Source organism: Fructilactobacillus sp. X8R4C1, from assembly GCF_059900905.1.
Map to the genome: position 1 here is coordinate 437,458 of NZ_JBWXVJ010000001.1, position 15,006 is coordinate 452,463.

The 15,006-nt window shown below is 38.7% G+C and carries 16 protein-coding genes, 1 tRNA gene and 1 riboswitch; of the genes, 4 read left to right on the forward strand and 13 right to left on the reverse strand.

The window, feature by feature from the left end:
* From AC6UDA_RS02090 to AC6UDA_RS02130, 9 genes are all read right to left on the reverse strand, one after another.
* Positions 1-909 carry a glycine betaine ABC transporter substrate-binding protein gene (locus tag AC6UDA_RS02090; protein WP_500693467.1) on the reverse strand — a complete coding sequence of 303 codons (909 nt, stop codon included), beginning with the start codon at positions 907-909 and terminating at the stop codon, positions 1-3.
* Complete coding sequence (locus AC6UDA_RS02095) at positions 909-1,790, reverse strand: ABC transporter permease (RefSeq protein WP_500693468.1); 882 nt, start codon at positions 1,788-1,790, stop codon at positions 909-911. The genes AC6UDA_RS02090 and AC6UDA_RS02095 overlap by 1 nt, the downstream gene beginning before the upstream one ends.
* Complete coding sequence (locus AC6UDA_RS02100; RefSeq protein ID WP_500696488.1) at positions 1,790-2,998, reverse strand: quaternary amine ABC transporter ATP-binding protein; 1,209 nt, start codon at positions 2,996-2,998, stop codon at positions 1,790-1,792. The genes AC6UDA_RS02095 and AC6UDA_RS02100 overlap by 1 nt, the downstream gene beginning before the upstream one ends.
* Before the next feature lie 205 nt (positions 2,999-3,203).
* Complete coding sequence (locus AC6UDA_RS02105; protein WP_500710758.1) at positions 3,204-3,908, reverse strand: VIT1/CCC1 transporter family protein; 705 nt, start codon at positions 3,906-3,908, stop codon at positions 3,204-3,206.
* Positions 3,909-3,919: 11 nt separating this feature from the next.
* Complete coding sequence (locus AC6UDA_RS02110) at positions 3,920-4,609, reverse strand: VIT1/CCC1 transporter family protein (RefSeq protein WP_500700839.1); 690 nt, start codon at positions 4,607-4,609, stop codon at positions 3,920-3,922.
* A 158-nt stretch (positions 4,610-4,767) separates the two neighbouring features.
* On the reverse strand, positions 4,768-5,292 hold the full coding sequence (locus tag AC6UDA_RS02115) for a Fur family transcriptional regulator (RefSeq protein WP_500707238.1): 525 nt from the start codon (positions 5,290-5,292) through the stop codon (positions 4,768-4,770).
* An 84-nt stretch (positions 5,293-5,376) separates the two neighbouring features.
* The gene (locus AC6UDA_RS02120) at positions 5,377-5,874 is read right to left on the reverse strand and encodes a GNAT family N-acetyltransferase (RefSeq protein ID WP_500710760.1); all 498 of its coding nucleotides are present in this window, start codon (positions 5,872-5,874) and stop codon (positions 5,377-5,379) included.
* On the reverse strand, positions 5,861-8,239 hold the full coding sequence (locus tag AC6UDA_RS02125) for a helicase C-terminal domain-containing protein (protein WP_500710870.1): 2,379 nt from the start codon (positions 8,237-8,239) through the stop codon (positions 5,861-5,863). Before AC6UDA_RS02125 ends, AC6UDA_RS02120 begins: the two co-directional genes overlap by 14 nt.
* Positions 8,240-8,286: 47 nt before the next feature.
* Positions 8,287-8,631 carry a hypothetical protein gene (locus AC6UDA_RS02130; protein WP_500693474.1) on the reverse strand — a complete coding sequence of 115 codons (345 nt, stop codon included), beginning with the start codon at positions 8,629-8,631 and terminating at the stop codon, positions 8,287-8,289.
* Positions 8,632-8,796: 165 nt separating this feature from the next.
* On the opposite strand from AC6UDA_RS02130, the gene AC6UDA_RS02135 reads away from it, so the two are divergent.
* Positions 8,797-9,954 carry a hypothetical protein gene (locus AC6UDA_RS02135; RefSeq protein ID WP_500693475.1) on the forward strand — a complete coding sequence of 386 codons (1,158 nt, stop codon included), beginning with the start codon at positions 8,797-8,799 and terminating at the stop codon, positions 9,952-9,954.
* Positions 9,955-9,986: 32 nt separating this feature from the next.
* On the opposite strand, the gene AC6UDA_RS02140 is transcribed toward AC6UDA_RS02135, so the two are convergent.
* The 3 genes from AC6UDA_RS02140 to AC6UDA_RS02150 all read right to left on the reverse strand — a co-directional run bounded on the left by AC6UDA_RS02140 (position 9,987) and on the right by AC6UDA_RS02150 (position 12,253).
* Positions 9,987-10,184 (reverse strand): LBP_cg2779 family protein, encoded by a 198-nt coding sequence (locus AC6UDA_RS02140; protein WP_500693476.1) that lies wholly within the window; start codon positions 10,182-10,184, stop codon positions 9,987-9,989.
* Between the two features lie 70 nt (positions 10,185-10,254).
* Positions 10,255-10,899: an energy-coupling factor transporter transmembrane component T family protein gene (locus tag AC6UDA_RS02145; RefSeq protein WP_500710762.1), complete on the reverse strand. Its 645-nt coding sequence runs from the start codon at positions 10,897-10,899 to the stop codon at positions 10,255-10,257.
* Positions 10,889-12,253, reverse strand: a complete 1,365-nt coding sequence (locus tag AC6UDA_RS02150) for an ATP-binding cassette domain-containing protein (RefSeq protein ID WP_500710764.1) — start codon at positions 12,251-12,253, stop codon at positions 10,889-10,891. The genes AC6UDA_RS02145 and AC6UDA_RS02150 overlap by 11 nt, the downstream gene beginning before the upstream one ends.
* Positions 12,254-12,316: 63 nt before the next feature.
* A riboswitch (TPP riboswitch) is annotated at positions 12,317-12,406 on the reverse strand.
* Positions 12,407-12,489: 83 nt separating this feature from the next.
* Between AC6UDA_RS02150 and AC6UDA_RS02155 the strand changes: the two genes are divergently transcribed.
* The 3 genes from AC6UDA_RS02155 to AC6UDA_RS02165 all read left to right on the forward strand — a co-directional run bounded on the left by AC6UDA_RS02155 (position 12,490) and on the right by AC6UDA_RS02165 (position 13,612).
* Entirely contained in the window at positions 12,490-13,110 is a 621-nt protein-coding gene (locus AC6UDA_RS02155) for an LVIS_2131 family protein (RefSeq protein WP_500695281.1), read from the forward strand.
* 57 nt (positions 13,111-13,167) lie between these two features.
* Complete coding sequence (locus AC6UDA_RS02160; protein WP_500710766.1) at positions 13,168-13,494, forward strand: hypothetical protein; 327 nt, start codon at positions 13,168-13,170, stop codon at positions 13,492-13,494.
* 46 nt (positions 13,495-13,540) lie between these two features.
* Positions 13,541-13,612: transfer RNA gene (locus AC6UDA_RS02165), tRNA-Arg, on the forward strand.
* A 152-nt stretch (positions 13,613-13,764) separates the two neighbouring features.
* On the opposite strand, the gene AC6UDA_RS02170 is transcribed toward AC6UDA_RS02165, so the two are convergent.
* Positions 13,765-14,829, reverse strand: a complete 1,065-nt coding sequence (locus AC6UDA_RS02170) for a DUF4352 domain-containing protein (RefSeq protein WP_500710768.1) — start codon at positions 14,827-14,829, stop codon at positions 13,765-13,767.
* Between the last annotated feature and the right edge of the window lie 177 nt (positions 14,830-15,006).

Below are 15,006 nucleotides of genomic sequence, written 5' to 3' on the forward strand. Positions count from 1 at the left end.
TTATTTTTTTAGGTCTTCAATTGAGTTAACGTTCTTCATGTACTTCGGAACAGCTAAGCCAACTTTAGCCTTGTCAATACTGGTACCAACGATTTCAACGTTGTTTTTGTACTTCTTGTACATCGGTGCCATCGTTGTTGGCAACCAACCAGCAGTTGAAGCGTCGGCCGATCCAGTTGAAAGGGCCGTCCACATTGGTTGAGCTTCCATTGCTGAAAGGGTTGGTTTATAACCTTTCATCCGTAGCAGTTGAGCAACCACGTTGGATGATGACAATTCAGAATCCCAGGAAACGAGGACCAGTTTAACGGGTTGACCGTGTCCCTCAGGAACGCCGTTAAGCCACTGTTTAACTAGTTCGGGGTGTTTATTGATGAATTCTTTTGATGCTTTTTCAGCATTTTCACCCTTATCAATCTTAAACATGACTTCACTCATTAATTCGTCGTTCCAGTGGAATTGTCTGAGAAGTTTTGTTGCTCCAGGATTTTTCTTTTCAAATCCCTTGTGGATGATAGTTTGAATGTGTTCACCCTTACCATAAGCGTTCTTTGGATCTTTTAAGAACTTGATGGGATACTTTTGAAACATCCAGTGCGGGGTCCAACCAGTAATTACGATTGGTTGTTTGTACTTGAGCGCTTTATCAAGAGATGAAAGCATGGCAGCAGTAGAACTAGCTTGAAGTTGCCATTTTTCCTTCTTAAGTCCATAAGTGTTTAGCGCCTTGGTAGTTGATGACATGATTCCGGCTCCGGAATCAATTCCAGTTATTGTGTAGTTAACTTGTGGTCCAACTTTAGCGTTGGGATTGTACTTTGGTGGATTTACACTACATGCGGTTAGAGTTACCGCTAAAAGTAACGCGGAAGTGATTCCTAGAATCCATTTTGTAAATTTTTTATTCATTATTTATTTGCTCTTGCATCAGCTTTATTGGCACCACCAAGGCCTTTACTGATTTTATCAAGAACAATGGCAAGAATAACGATTGCGATACCCGCTGCAAAACCAGTACCAACATCATTTCTACCAACGGCAAAGTAAACGGCTTCTCCAAGCCCCATTGTACCGATCATTGAAGCAATAACTACCATTGAGAGGGCAAGCATGATTCCCTGGTTAATCCCTGACATAACGGTTGGTTTTGCTAGTGGAAACTGAACTTTGAAGAGTTTTTGCCATGCGGTACAACCAAATGATTCCGATACTTCAAGGTATTCACTTGGGACTTGTCTAATTCCAAGGTTGGTCATGTTGACGATTGGTGGAATTGAGAAGATTACGGAAGCAAATACACCAGGAACTTGACCGATTCCGAATAAAGCAACGGCAGGGATCAAGTAAACAAAGGCTGGCATGGTCTGAAGAAATGACATGATTGGACTCACAATGGTTTCCACAATTTTACTTTTAGCCATCCAGGTTCCAAGTGGAACTCCAATGATGACGATTAAAAGACAAGTTGTCAGAACCAAGTCCAAAGTTTGAGTCATGTCACGCCAGTATCCTTGGTTCCAGATTAAAAGGAAGCCAAGAAGTTCAAAGAGCATGAAGCCCCAGTGCTTTGTTTTGCGAAATAAGAACCATGTTCCAAGTAGGATAATGACAATAAACAACCAAATTGGGATAATGTCAAAAACCCATTGGATTCCGTTCATAACGGTATTTAAGAAAAGCGTAATTGCATTAAAGAAACCAGCAAATCCAGTTAACCAAGCAAAAAAGTCATTGACCCACTTGGCAATGGGAATTGCACCAATGCTAGCGATAGATAACAAACTATTCATTAGTTATCTCCTCCTTTCTTCGTAGCCATGGCATCAAGAACGGCACTTCTTAAAATAATACCCTTCAGATGTTTTTCGTCATCAACCACCGCGTATGGGATTGGTGATTTAGAGATGGCATTGAACAAGTCACCGATTGGTGTACTTGGAGCAGTAGTTGGAACATTTGTTTTTAATGCGATGTGAAGATCTTTTTCGTGTTTATCAATCATTTCGTTGACGTCATCAGCGTCGACAATTCCAACGAAGTGGTCTTGTGAATCAACAACAAAGATACTTGAGATTTGGTCTTCCTTCATCCGACGAAGGGCTAACTTAGGACCGTCTTTTTCGATATTAACGGTATTTGGCTTAACCATGACGTTGTATGCGGTAAGAATCTTAGAACGATCAACGTTTTCGATGAATTTCTTAACGTAATCATTTTTAGGATGATCAAGTAAGTCTTCTGGTGTATCAACTTGAATGACGTCGCCATCGTGCATCATCATGATCCGATCACCAACTCTTAGTGCTTCATTTAGGTCATGACTGATAAAGATAATGGTCTTATGCAACTTCCGTTGTAGTTCCAATAATTCATTCTGCATTTCCCGACGATTCAATGGGTCAAGAGCTGAGAAAGCTTCGTCCATCAAGAGAATATCAGGATCATTGGTAATGGCACGAGCTAAACCGACTCGTTGTTGCATTCCACCAGATAGTTCAGTTGGATAACTATCGTCGTATCCGTGAAGACCCACCATCTCTAGTGATTCATGGGCCTTTTTTTCACGTTCTTCTTTGTCAACGTCTTGAACTTCAAGTCCAAAAGCAGCATTTTCAAGGATGGTACGGTTAGGAAGTAAGCCAAAACCTTGAAATACCATACTCATTTTTTTACGACGGAGGTTAAGTAATTGTTTCTTATCAAACTTCATGATGTCTTCTCCATCTAAGTAGATGGATCCAGAAGTAGGGTCAATCAAGCGATTAAACATCCTTAACATGGTTGACTTACCAGAACCAGACAGTCCCATGATAACGAAAATTTCGTTGTTTTTAATTGAGAAGTTAGCATTATCAACTCCAACGGTACTACCAGTTTCTTCAAGAATTTGAGCCTTATCTTCTCCCTTAGATAAAAGTTCTTGTGCTTTTTTAATATGAGGACCAAAGATTTTAGTGATGTGATCAACTTTGATTTTTTCATTATTATTTTGAGCCACAGAACTCCTCCTTTCGATTAACACTGACAATTAAAGTAAAAATATCTACATTAACCAACTTAACAAGTACAACCGTATATGTCAACTTTTCTACCATTTATAAAGCGCGGCACACCGGTTTTTACGGGTTCTATGTCCTTACTCTGATGTAGGTTCTCGTAATGTAATTTTATTTTAAAATTAATGTTAAAAGATGAGAAATGTGTTAGAAGAATTGTCCGATCCCATAGTGAATGATCATGGTAATGATTCCCACGATGACGTTTCTAATTACCGCAATCTTCACCAGACCATTCCCAAGTTCGGCACTTAAGAATCCGGTGATAGCTACAGCAATGATGACAGCGATGATAGTTCCAGGCCACTGAAATCCGACGGGAAGCAGCGTCATGGCAAGTAGTGGGAGAATTCCACCAAGTGCAGCAGAACACAGCGACGAGAAAGCGGCACTCCACGGACTTAGATATTTCCCTAACTGAAGGTCATATTTGACGCTCACTACCGTTTCAAGCGGTTTTTTTGATAATAGATCCTTTGCAATTTCAGTTGCCGTTTCTTTACTAACCCCACGGCTCATGTAAAATTGAACGACACTTGCCATTTCATCATCGAAATTGGTTTTTAAAAGCTTGCTTTCGGTTTTAACGGCCGCTTCCTCAGTGTCACGTTGTGAACTTACTGAAGCATATTCTCCTCCTGCCATTGAAAAGGCACAGGCAAGCAGATCCGATAGTCCGGCAATGAAAATAGTGAGGGGATTCGTAGTAGCTACGGCAACTGAAAAAAGGACTCCAACGACGGTGAGAATTCCGTCATTTGATCCGAGAACGCCGGCACGGAGATTGTTCAATTTCTCATCCATGGTATTGTCGTTATTATCTTTTAGTTGTTTCTTTAAATGAAGACGCATCTGCTTACCTCCTAAAATGCTAATCCGACTAAACGACCAACAAGATAGGCAACGGTCATGGTTACTAACCCCGAAATGACGTTTCGTATTAGTGATTTAGTCCGGTTAGCGTTTCCAAGGATGGCAGCAACGTATCCGGTGATTGAAAGTGCCAAGACGATGGCAATGTAGGTCCCAAGCACGCGATATTGCGCTGGTGCAACGAAAATGGTTACCAGGGGAAGAATTGATCCAGTTGGAAACGAGATCATTGATGCGATGGCAGCGGCATAAGGATTAGTGAAATCATTTCGATCAAATGAATATTTTTCACGAACCACGGTAGTGAGGGGATCCTTTTGCATCATTTCGGAAGTAGCTCTTTCAGCCAGGGCGTTTGCCATTCCGGTTTTAAGGTACTTATTTTTAACGAAGTTAAACTCGTCATCATAATGATTTTTAAGGCCTTGTTTAACAAGATCAATTGCCTGACGTTGTGAATCTTTCTGGGTGTTAACCGAGACGTATTCTCCCATCGTCATGGATACCGTTCCGGCAAGCATTCCCGCTAAACCTGAAATTAGAATTGCCCAATTACTAGTTGATGCACCAGCGACCCCTAGGACAATTCCAGCAACCGATAGGATCCCATCATTGGCACCCATGACACTAGCCCGCAAAACGTTGATTTTCTGGGCAAGTGATGTTTTCATTTTTGACATAACTGACTCCTCCAGTTTATAATGATTATAATCTAGCTCAACTACTATTTTACCGCAATAACTTGACATAGTAAACACGAAAGAGAAATTAGGCATAAAAAAAGCACCATGAACAAATGTCATGGTGATCGATTTTTGAAATAAAATTAGTTTTTTAATTAGTCCTTTGATGAAGTTTTAGATATTTCAACAACTTTTTGGTTGTTGCTCTTGTTTTGACTCTGTTGGTCCTTTTCCTTTGCTTGACATTCTTTACAAATTCCATGAACTTCAACGTTTGAAACTGATGGATCAAATCCAACCTGTTTGGTTGCGTCCTGTAAGTCTTTATCAATTTGCTTGAACTTTGGATCATCAATATCAATAATTTTTCCACAGGTATCACAAATGGCGTGAAAATGGGGATGACTGTAAAAGTCATAGCGATATCCACCATCTGGATTTGGCAATTCAATCACGATTCTAAGCTTTTTAAATAAACGTAAGTTATTGTAAACAGTTGCCATACTTAGGTTGGGAAAGGTTTCTTCCAAAAAATGGAAGATGGTCTCAACTGAAGGATGGTTATTGTGATCGATAAGGTACTTTAAAATAATTTGTCGTTGCGGGGTAATTCGGACATTGTTACTTTTAAGAATGTCCATGGCTTTCCCATACGCTTCTTTCTTCTCTTTTTCATTCATAAATATGCACTCCCATACATTATAATGTTACTCTTTTATTTCAATAATCATTCTAGTAGCTTATGGAACACAATTCAACTGAAATCACTGAAATAATTGAAATCTAGCGGATTTCGGGGATCGGGCTACTTGAGAGAAACCTAATCTTTTTATTATATCTATAAGATTATGCTGATTATTATTTAATAGAATAGAGATGTTTGGCTGTTTTAATTCTTGAAAAGTAAACTTGATCATGTGATTTAATAATTCGGAAATTAGATCCGGAGCAATTCCGACCTCAAAGATAAAGTAAAACTGGGGTTGGTTATTGTCTAAATTACTGATGGCAAAGATTCCGAGTAGAGTGTGAGTGTTTTTGTCCAACACTCCCCAAATCAGAGCCTGAGATTTCATGATTTTACGCATGTCAAGATTAACTAGATCGGCTGTTCTAGTGGGGTTATACTCACCATCCAAGCGAACATTGGCAATTGTGCGACCATTTAAGAGTGAGGTTATTTCGCCAAGATTCATGGTAGTCAGCCAATCCATTTCAAGGTGAGCGGTAAAAATTGGGTGGTAACTTTCAAGTTTCGTCATGGTTTTTCTCCTTTATATTATTCCAAAATTGTTTGATGTCATGCTCGAGTTCATGAGGGTTGTGAGCAATCTGATAATTTTTCCATTGTTGAGGATAAAGGTTTGTGTACCTTTTCTGGGTAAATCTTTGATCCATTAATACAACGATTCCCTGATCATGTTTACCACGGATGAGACGTCCGGCAGCCTGAAAAACGTTGTTTAAGCCCGGTAGTTGATAAGCATATTCAAATCCGTGACCATTTTCTGCATCAAAGTAGTCCCGAATCAGGTTGGTTTCTGGGTTAAGTCCCGGAAGTCCAACCCCGACAATCCCAACTCCAATTAATTTATCACCGACCAGGTCAATTCCCTCCGAAAAGATGCCACCAAGAAGGGCAAATCCGACAACAGGATGGTCGTTTGGTTGATTGAATTGATTGATAAAGCTGGAACGCGCTGCTTCATTCATGCCAGCTTCTTGTTTGATTGTTTTAACCGTGGGGTGTTGTCTGTTAAATTCATCGTAGATTTTTTCTAGGTACACCCCTGATGGAACAAAGATCAGGTAGTTGCCGGCTTTTCCGCTGATCATTTTGTTGACGGTATCAACAATCTTAGGGATGCTTTGGTCACGTTTTTGAAACGTAGTATTGATGTAAGAAGTGATGATGATATTCTGATTTGCTTTTGGAAACGGGGAGGGCAGTTGATACTTCAAACTATTGTCTTCGTCACCGAGAACCTTGGCATAGTAGTTCATCGGTGAGAGGGTGGCCGAAAACAACACTGCTCCGCCACCAAGGTTAAAGGTCTCGGCTAGATTGTGACTTGGATCCATACAGAAGAGACGAACAGTCGTATTCTTACCATTGATGAGGATTCTCGTTTTGTAATTTGGACCATAGTACTCGTTGATTTTGAGGTATCCCGTACACTGAAAGAAAAAATCAAGCACCAAGTCCAGGTCATCACCGTCGTCTTGTTTTGCGATCCATTTCCGGAGGACCTTGACTACGTTAGTGACTGTTTTTGTAAATTTATCCAGTGGATCATCGAGTGCGACCTCGAATTGATGATCTTCCTTTAATGGTTTGGCAATTGCGTTAAATTGACGTTTGAGTGATCGTAACTTGGTTAAGACCTTTGCGTTTTGTTCCTTGTTCTTTGATAGAAGCTTGATAACTTTTTCTAATGGTTCAGATGATAGTTCGGTTGAGTACATGTCACGGGAACGATCGACTAGGTTATGGGCCTCATCAATCAGGTAAAAATTCTGATAGTCTTGCACCTCAAAGAAGCGTTGAAGGTGGACCTGTGGATCAAATAAGTAATTGTAGTCACCAATGATAACGTCACAAAAAAGGCTGATATCAAGCGAGAATTCAAAGGGATCAAGTGTGTATTTTTTTGCGTACTTTTCTACCACGTCACGCGTGATCTGGTGATTATTTTTTAAAATATCCTTTAGGGCTGGTTTTAAGCGATCATAGTAGCCAAGCATATAGGGATTATCCTCTGGTGATTTGTCACGTTCATCATCGAACGTAATCTTGTCCTTAGCGGTAAGGGTAATGCTTCGAAGTCGTAATCCATGATTACTCATGAGATTAATGGCGTCTTCAGCAACTCGTCTAGTACTTTGTTTGGCCGTTAAGTAAAATACCTTTGAAATGAGGTCATTTCCCATGGCTTTAATGGTAGGAAAGAGGGTTGAGATGGTTTTACCAGTTCCAGTGGGAGCTTCTGCCAACAGGTGGCGGTTAGAGGCGACGGTTTTATATACCGCAGCTGCCAGTTCATGTTGACCCGTTCGATACGTTTGGAAGGGAAATTGAACTTTTTTGGCGGTGATTCTTTTTTCTTCATTTAACTGGTCTTTAAGTTCAAGCCATTCCCCAAATTCGTGAATTAAGTTGTCAAAGAAACGTTTGGAATCTTCGTATGTAATGGAACGTTCCTTTTGTGTAATTTCTTCTTCAGGGGTCTGGACGTACGTCAGCCGCATGGTGACTGATTTGATTGAGGGATGTTCCGACATTAGTAAATAGGCATAAGCCTGTACTTGTCCCCAGTAAAGAATCATTTTGTTTTTTGGAATATCGTTAAACTCAATGTCAGAGGTTTTGATTTCTTCGATTGTGGCTGATTTATCACTCATGATGACACCATCGGCACGACCATGAACCATAAAATCAGTCTGATTAACCTGGACTTCTTTTTCTAGGTAGTACTCCTTTTCATAATTACTAGGACGATTTTTTTGAATTTTCCGGTGGATTTTAGTGCCAGCTTGAGCCGTGTTCAGACTACTAAGACTACTATTTAGATCTCCGCTTCGAAGTAAAAATTCAACGAGATCTCTGACTCCAACTTTGTTCACTATTTCCACCTCCTTTTTTCAATAAAAAAACAACTTCAAACGAAGTTGTTTTATTCTTCACGCCAACGATTGAACTCGTTTGCATGAGACCCTAAGTAATTCATTGCCTCTTTGGTTAGCCGATCAACCTCAGTTTTTGTTTGATCTGGCATTACGTGATAGAAATTACAAACATATCCTTCAGCAATGTCTTCGTATTGTTCTCTTCGTCCGTAGCCAGCATCGTTAAATAATTTATCTAATCCTTTGACGTCGTTTTTACCGGCTTCATAGACTTGCTGAGCTAGATTAGTTTTGTTTTCACCTAACATTGTAGCGGCATATTTTATGATAAAATCATTCATATCAATGATGATGTTTTGGCGTTGTTTACGTTCTATTTTCTTCTTCGACATATTTTCACCTCACTATTAGTTTAAAGCATTCGCCCAATAAATGAAAATAGAAAGTGAAAGCTTAAAAAGAACGCAAAATTTATGTTATGATAAGCGCACTAAACTTGGTCGAATCCATACATGTGATAAGATTAAACTGATGTTATTAGAGAAGCGGGTGATTGTTTGGATAATTCAGTTAATCAAGTTGTTAAGGACTTGAAGTATTCGATGAATAACAATTTATTGGTAAATTTGACCCAGCAAAATACAACGGTCTTCTATACTGGTGTGGTCGTTGCCCTTGATGCTGCTGGTGCGATTTTGATCACATACGATGATTACGGGCTTGCTAACGGACTGGTCTACGTCGTCTACGGAGATATTGATGATATTGACTTTCAAAGTGAGGACCTCACCAAGATGGAGGGACGTATCCGAATGTCTCGTCAATTAAAACTGAACGGAACTAAGCAGGAAGTAATGAAGCTTAATTCTAAAAATGATCTATTGACCCAGATTTTGGGCAATTCATTTGTCGACCAACAAGCGGTGATGGTGGTAACTCAAGACGGCAATTCCGTTGAAGGGTTCATTAATTCACTGTCGGACTTTGAATTTTCACTTTCCGTTGTTGATAAATTTGACAACGAAAATGTGACCCATAAGACTATCATTAAACCGTTGGTTCGTTCGGTTGAGTTTCTTGGAACCGAGTTAAAGTTATTAACGGATTCTAAGTCAGTTTTATTTGCCAAACACATTGCCCCAAAAGTCATCGACGGACAATTAGCCATTGAAGCCAACTTGTACTCGGCCATGGAAACAGGGAGAAGAATTGTGATGATACCGAAGATTCATTCTGATTTGTTTTTCATTGGTCAAGTGAAAGCGGTTAATTCTGATTCCGTTATGTTTTCGTTGGTTGATATGATGGGACGATTTGGTGGATATGAACTCATTAAGATTGATGAGATTGATAAATTAGTGATTAAAAGTGATTATTTGCGGCTAATTAATCACTTCGTGTCCATCAACTCGGCTAACGGGGTCTTCGTTCAACCCGTGTTAAATAATGATCGAAGTTTTGATTCGACGATTAATCTATTTGAAGCCACGATTCAAATGGCCATCAAATTTCAACGGGTGGTTAGAATAAAAATGAATGACGGCCAATCTTACCTCGGATTTCCCGTGAAGTACGAACGGGGTCAGATAACCGTTCAAATCGTTGACAAAGCGAAATTATTCGTCGTGAATAATCAACTCATTAATCTTGGAGATATTGACGAGATTGCTTTTGGCTACCTTGACTCATATCTAATTGAGCAACAAATCGGATAAAAAAACGATGGCTTTTATAAAAGTCATCGTTTTTATTTGTTATGAACAATAAACTGCTTAATTATTTTTACTTCATCCTGAGTAGGCTGAATTTGCATACTCTTGATGGCATGAAATCTCTCCACCGTCATGTGTAGGTCAACGGCCATTTGGTTGTCAGGGATGTCATGTTTTTCTTGGAATTTAATTAGATCGGTTGCTACCTGACTAAATTCTTCTCCAATTTTCATTTTGCTTCCTCCTCTACTTCGCTTACTTGACTCTATTATACATTAATTTATTTATTTGAGACAAAGAATACTAGAGCAGAAGCAGAACTACTTGAAGTAAGATGACGTTAAAAACAAAGACGAGCCAGTCCACCTTTGTGATTTTAATGGTCTGATAAAAAGTTCGGGTCTGACCTTCGACAAAACCATGTGATTCCATTCCTTGAGCTAAGTTTTCTGACCAGCGAATTGCTGATAAAATTGCTTTAAAGTATAGGGTCGGTGACCACCAGTGTAATTTAACTCCCCGCATCAAACTAGCAGTTTTAATCTTGTTAACTTCGGTTTGAATTTCTGGTAGAAGGTTGAAAGCCGCCATTGCCCCATAAACAAATTTACTTGGGAGCCGGAGATTTTGCTCTAACGAATTAACCAGTTCGTATAATTTAGTGGTTAACGTGAAGGCCGCTCCATAGACGATGTAAACGTAGATCCGAGTAAATAATAGGATTCCCGCGTGCGTGCTTTTAGCGTATAAAATCTGGGAGATCAGTAACCCGACAGCAGGAATGAAGGCAATAAGAAGGATCCACAAAAGATGCTTGAAGTTTACGTGTTTCACTATGAGATAGGCGAGTCCACAGACGATTAGCACACTGTTACCAACGATACTGGTAGTGAAAGAAACTTCTAGGGCAATGATCAATACCAGAACGAATTTTAGACTAGGATTCATGAACATCCTCCTTGTAAGTTAATCGATGATTGGCAAGTTCAATAAAGAAATCAGCATTTTCGACGAGGTCGGTTCGTTGATGGGAAGCAAAAATAATGGTTTTCCCGTTCTTAGCCTCGTTCTCAAGGATCCGCGAAATAATGACGGTTGATTTTTGGTCAAGACCAGCGAATGGTTCGTCAAGCATGAGGATGGGCGCATCCCGAATCAACATAATCACGATCTGGAGTTTCTTCTTTTGCCCACCACTTAGTGAATAGACAACCCGATTCAAGAGATTATCAAGATGTAGGGCCTTTAAGAGGTCGTTAATTCGGTCATCAGTCCATTGTTTGGTGATGGCATTTTTCTTGGCTAGAGTCAGTTCGTCTTTAAGCGTGATGGTTAAAAATTGGTCTTCTGAATTTTGAAAAATCAGGTTTTCGGACTTCATGAGAGAGGGAAGGGATGATTTTTTAATGTTATGATTCATAATTTTGACGACCCCGTTGTACGAATGGAGGCGAGACAGCGCCTTAAAGAAGGTGGACTTTCCACTTCCATTCTTCCCATTTAGGTAAGTGATTCCAGGATACAGGTCAATGTTTTCTGGTTCAATCAGATTTTGATTACCGTTCGTCATGGAAAAATTTAATAAATTAATCACGGGATCGTTGTCTGACATAATCTTGTAGTGAATCTCTTCTTTAGGGTCGTTTGCAAGTTCATTTTTAATCTGGTCAGCTGGAACCGCATGAACGGAGCCAGCTTGGACGTTAAAGAAATGATCAGCCACGTCGAGATAGTCAGAAAGATTGTGGTCAGAGATAATGATGGTCCGATTACTTTTTTTCTTTAACTGGACTAGACGTTCGATGATGTCTTTTTTGCTATCAACATCAACGTTACTAAATGGTTCGTCCAGTAAAAGGACGGGACGTTTCATCACAACTGTCATGGCTAAGGCAACTTTTTGCTTTTCGCCACCCGACAAGGTGGTAATGGCCCGATTTTTAAGTTCATTAATACCACAAAACTTTAAAGCAGAGTCAATCCGGTTGGGCATTTTAACAGGGTCAACGTGAAGGTTGCCAAGGGCAAAAATGAGTTCTTCTTTGACGGTCTTCATCGCAAACTGATGGTTTGGATCCTGAAATAACATGGCTGGTTTTTCATCCATGTCAATCTTTCCGGTTAGTTGGCCTTTGCTATATTTTGGATACAATTGAGCAATTAGTTTTAAGAGGGTGGTTTTTCCACTACCAGTTGGACCAAACAGGAGATTGATGCTATTTGGTTCGAAATTTAAATTGACTTGATTTAGAATCTTATCCTGTTCGGGATATGAAAATGAGAGATTTTTAATTGTTATCATTGGTTATTCTCCATAAAAAAAGACGTTTCAAGCGCGAGTGCGAGAACGTCCAGCTGATGTATCTAAGCTCAATCTTATCTTCCCTGCGCTGGCATTGTCCAAGTCAGGTTCAACGGGTATAATCTCAGCCACTCGGCACCCCTATGTTTAATTAAACTTAGTATATCAAAGATGGCATAAAAATCAATTTTCAATTAGAATAGGGAAGATAGGAAAATGAAGCGGAGGATACTTTCATGAATTCATGGTGGAATCTTATAGGTGTAGTTGCATGGATAGTTGTGTTAATCGTGTTGATCTTTATGATTAAAAATATTCGATCACGACGAATTAAGATGATTATCGAGGATAAAAAAACTTTTGAATGGCGTAATTTTTTGATATCAATTGGCGAAATTGTTTTTTTTGTTTTGCTGCTGACTTTGATGGTATATACGACTTTCTTCAGAAATATTACTAAAACCAATAATCGAAACGTGATTACGACGTCTCAAGTCGAACCATTGATTATTCAAAGTGATAAGAATGGCTCCTACTACGTAAAGGTTGAAGGTAATAGAGGACCGATCCAGCAGTATTCGTTCTGGCTAAAGAACATTAAGTATCAACTGCCAAGTACGAATGCTCAGGTAGTTACTACGCGTGGAAACGCTGAAGTCACTGGCCGTAGTTACAAGTTGAAGCATAAAAACATCAAGTTAAATGACGAGCATTTTCAAAATGCGTGGGCCAAGGTGGTTACCCTGAGATACAAAGGAAACTTTTGGAACGGTTTGGGGATGCATGCTGGTAAGGATGCTAACCAATTCATCTTAATCAGAGTTCCAAACAAGACATTTGTGCAAAAAGAAAAATAATTAACTAACCACCGATAAGCACGTATCGGTGGTTTTGTTTAAATTGAGGTGTTTAAAATGAGTGAAAAAATTCCAGAGACAATGGATGAAATTAAAAATTTGTTAGACGAACTAAAAAAAGATGGTAAAACGATTACACTGGATGAGCTGATCCTTGATAACATCGGGGAATTAGCTCAAGCCTATCTGGACGCAGCGGAAGAAGGCCATTATGACTCTGTAAAAGTGGTTGATGATAAGACAATTGAATTTGTTAGTATCACTGGGAGAACGGTTGGAAGATACGTTTCTAAAGGACAAAGTTTAATTGACGACTTTAAGGATAATTCGCTAAAGTTAGAGTTGGACCTTGAAGCAAGCGCAAATAAGGTCGCAAATGAATAATTTACTTGCAATTTACTGTGTTTATCGATAGCATAGTATTTGTTAAGCGCCCTTAGTGTAATGGATAGCACATGAGATTTCGGTCCTCATGATCCGAGTTCGACTCTCGGGGGGCGCATATATTATTTGCCGGTTATTTTCAAAACACCTATAGAAAGCAAATGTAAGGGCTGACAAAATTATTAAAACTGGTATACTTAGTTAACGGAGATTAAGTCGCAAAGGAGCCTCACTACTTTTGGTAGTGGGGCTCCTTTTGTGTTTAAATGATCACCCATTCCATTGATTAATTGAAATCTTTTCTAGTGATGATGGAATTGTATAAGAGTTTTTGTTCTTATTAATTTTACTACTATCAACATTTTGAATGCTATCACCAACGGACAAAATTAATGGAGTTTTGTCATCTTGGACTTTCCAGACATTTCCATCACTCATTGTTATGCTTTTATGAGGGTTAATCTTAATTTTACTCCAATTATCGTTATCGTTATCAATTGATTCAGTGATGTTGTTAGCATTATCATCGCTGGAATTCATCAGGGAATTAAAATCAAGTGCTTGACTTGAATCAGCAGGTTTTTTTGAATCGTTTAGTGACTGATATACATTAATTTGATTATCTTCTAAAATCTGGTTTGGTGATAATGGTTGGTTTGAGTTATTAGTAATTTTATACATAAAAATAACTCCAGTTTTTCCATCAGTAGTGTCCCCAGTTGCTTCTTTAATTACTTGTACGACACCCTTAGGAGTGACGATTTTATCCCCATCAAAATGAATCAAATTATTATTTTGCTTTTTAGAGATGGTCGCGTTTGTGTTTTTATTGATTTCTTTACTAATATGTTGGTTTACGTTATTTGAGGCATGATCATCAGATCCTGTCTGTGCTTTAGACACTAAAAAGAATGCGATGATAGATATAATAATTGCTACATATTCCCACCAAACTTTATACCAGACTTTTCTTAATGGGGTTTGTATAGGCTTAACAATTTTTTGCATGAAAGCAAATACTGCTGAAATGATTAAAAGAACTACAGAAACAATTGAGAGAAGTGGTGTAACGAAATAAATTGCATTTCCAATAATTCCTAGTATTGGGGAGACAATTGAATTACCCCAGCGACGATTTTGCTGTAATTGGACGATATGTAGAATTAGTCCTATTACTGCAAAAAGATTAAGTATAACTGCAGTAGTTCCAAGAGATTGTGTACCACCAAATGCATCTGCGAAAGAACTGCCAATTATTAGGAACATTGCACAAAATAGTACAATTGCATTTATAATATCGTCAATTCCTATCCAAACGTTTAATTTTAGTTTCATAAAGAAACCTCCTATAAAGAATTTAAGTATTCAGCTTTTATAGTCATCAGTATTTGGACTTTTGTACATATTATTCTAATTTGTAACATGTATAATATGTTAACATTTCGTTAAGATTATTAAAAGAAGCTTTAAAACTAAGCACAAACATTAAAAAGGTTTGTTTCCTCAAATGGT

Bases quoted from the DNA above. Each gene is read 5' to 3' on its own strand.
- AC6UDA_RS02120 (WP_500710760.1), bottom strand. From the start codon at position 5,874: ATGACGAAACTTGAAAGTTACCACCCAATTTTTACCGCTCACCTTGAA.
- AC6UDA_RS02145 (WP_500710762.1), bottom strand. From the start codon at position 10,899: ATGAATCCTAGTCTAAAATTCGTTCTGGTATTGATCATTGCCCTAGAA.
- AC6UDA_RS02140 (WP_500693476.1), bottom strand. From the start codon at position 10,184: ATGAAAATTGGAGAAGAATTTAGTCAGGTAGCAACCGATCTAATTAAA.
- AC6UDA_RS02160 (WP_500710766.1), top strand. From the start codon at position 13,168: ATGAGTGAAAAAATTCCAGAGACAATGGATGAAATTAAAAATTTGTTA.
- AC6UDA_RS02115 (WP_500707238.1), bottom strand. From the start codon at position 5,292: ATGAATGAAAAAGAGAAGAAAGAAGCGTATGGGAAAGCCATGGACATT.
- AC6UDA_RS02155 (WP_500695281.1), top strand. From the start codon at position 12,490: ATGAATTCATGGTGGAATCTTATAGGTGTAGTTGCATGGATAGTTGTG.
- AC6UDA_RS02090 (WP_500693467.1), bottom strand. From the start codon at position 909: ATGAATAAAAAATTTACAAAATGGATTCTAGGAATCACTTCCGCGTTA.
- AC6UDA_RS02130 (WP_500693474.1), bottom strand. From the start codon at position 8,631: ATGTCGAAGAAGAAAATAGAACGTAAACAACGCCAAAACATCATCATT.
- AC6UDA_RS02170 (WP_500710768.1), bottom strand. From the start codon at position 14,829: ATGAAACTAAAATTAAACGTTTGGATAGGAATTGACGATATTATAAAT.
- AC6UDA_RS02105 (WP_500710758.1), bottom strand. From the start codon at position 3,908: ATGCGTCTTCATTTAAAGAAACAACTAAAAGATAATAACGACAATACC.
- AC6UDA_RS02110 (WP_500700839.1), bottom strand. From the start codon at position 4,609: ATGTCAAAAATGAAAACATCACTTGCCCAGAAAATCAACGTTTTGCGG.
- AC6UDA_RS02150 (WP_500710764.1), bottom strand. From the start codon at position 12,253: ATGATAACAATTAAAAATCTCTCATTTTCATATCCCGAACAGGATAAG.
- AC6UDA_RS02095 (WP_500693468.1), bottom strand. From the start codon at position 1,790: ATGAATAGTTTGTTATCTATCGCTAGCATTGGTGCAATTCCCATTGCC.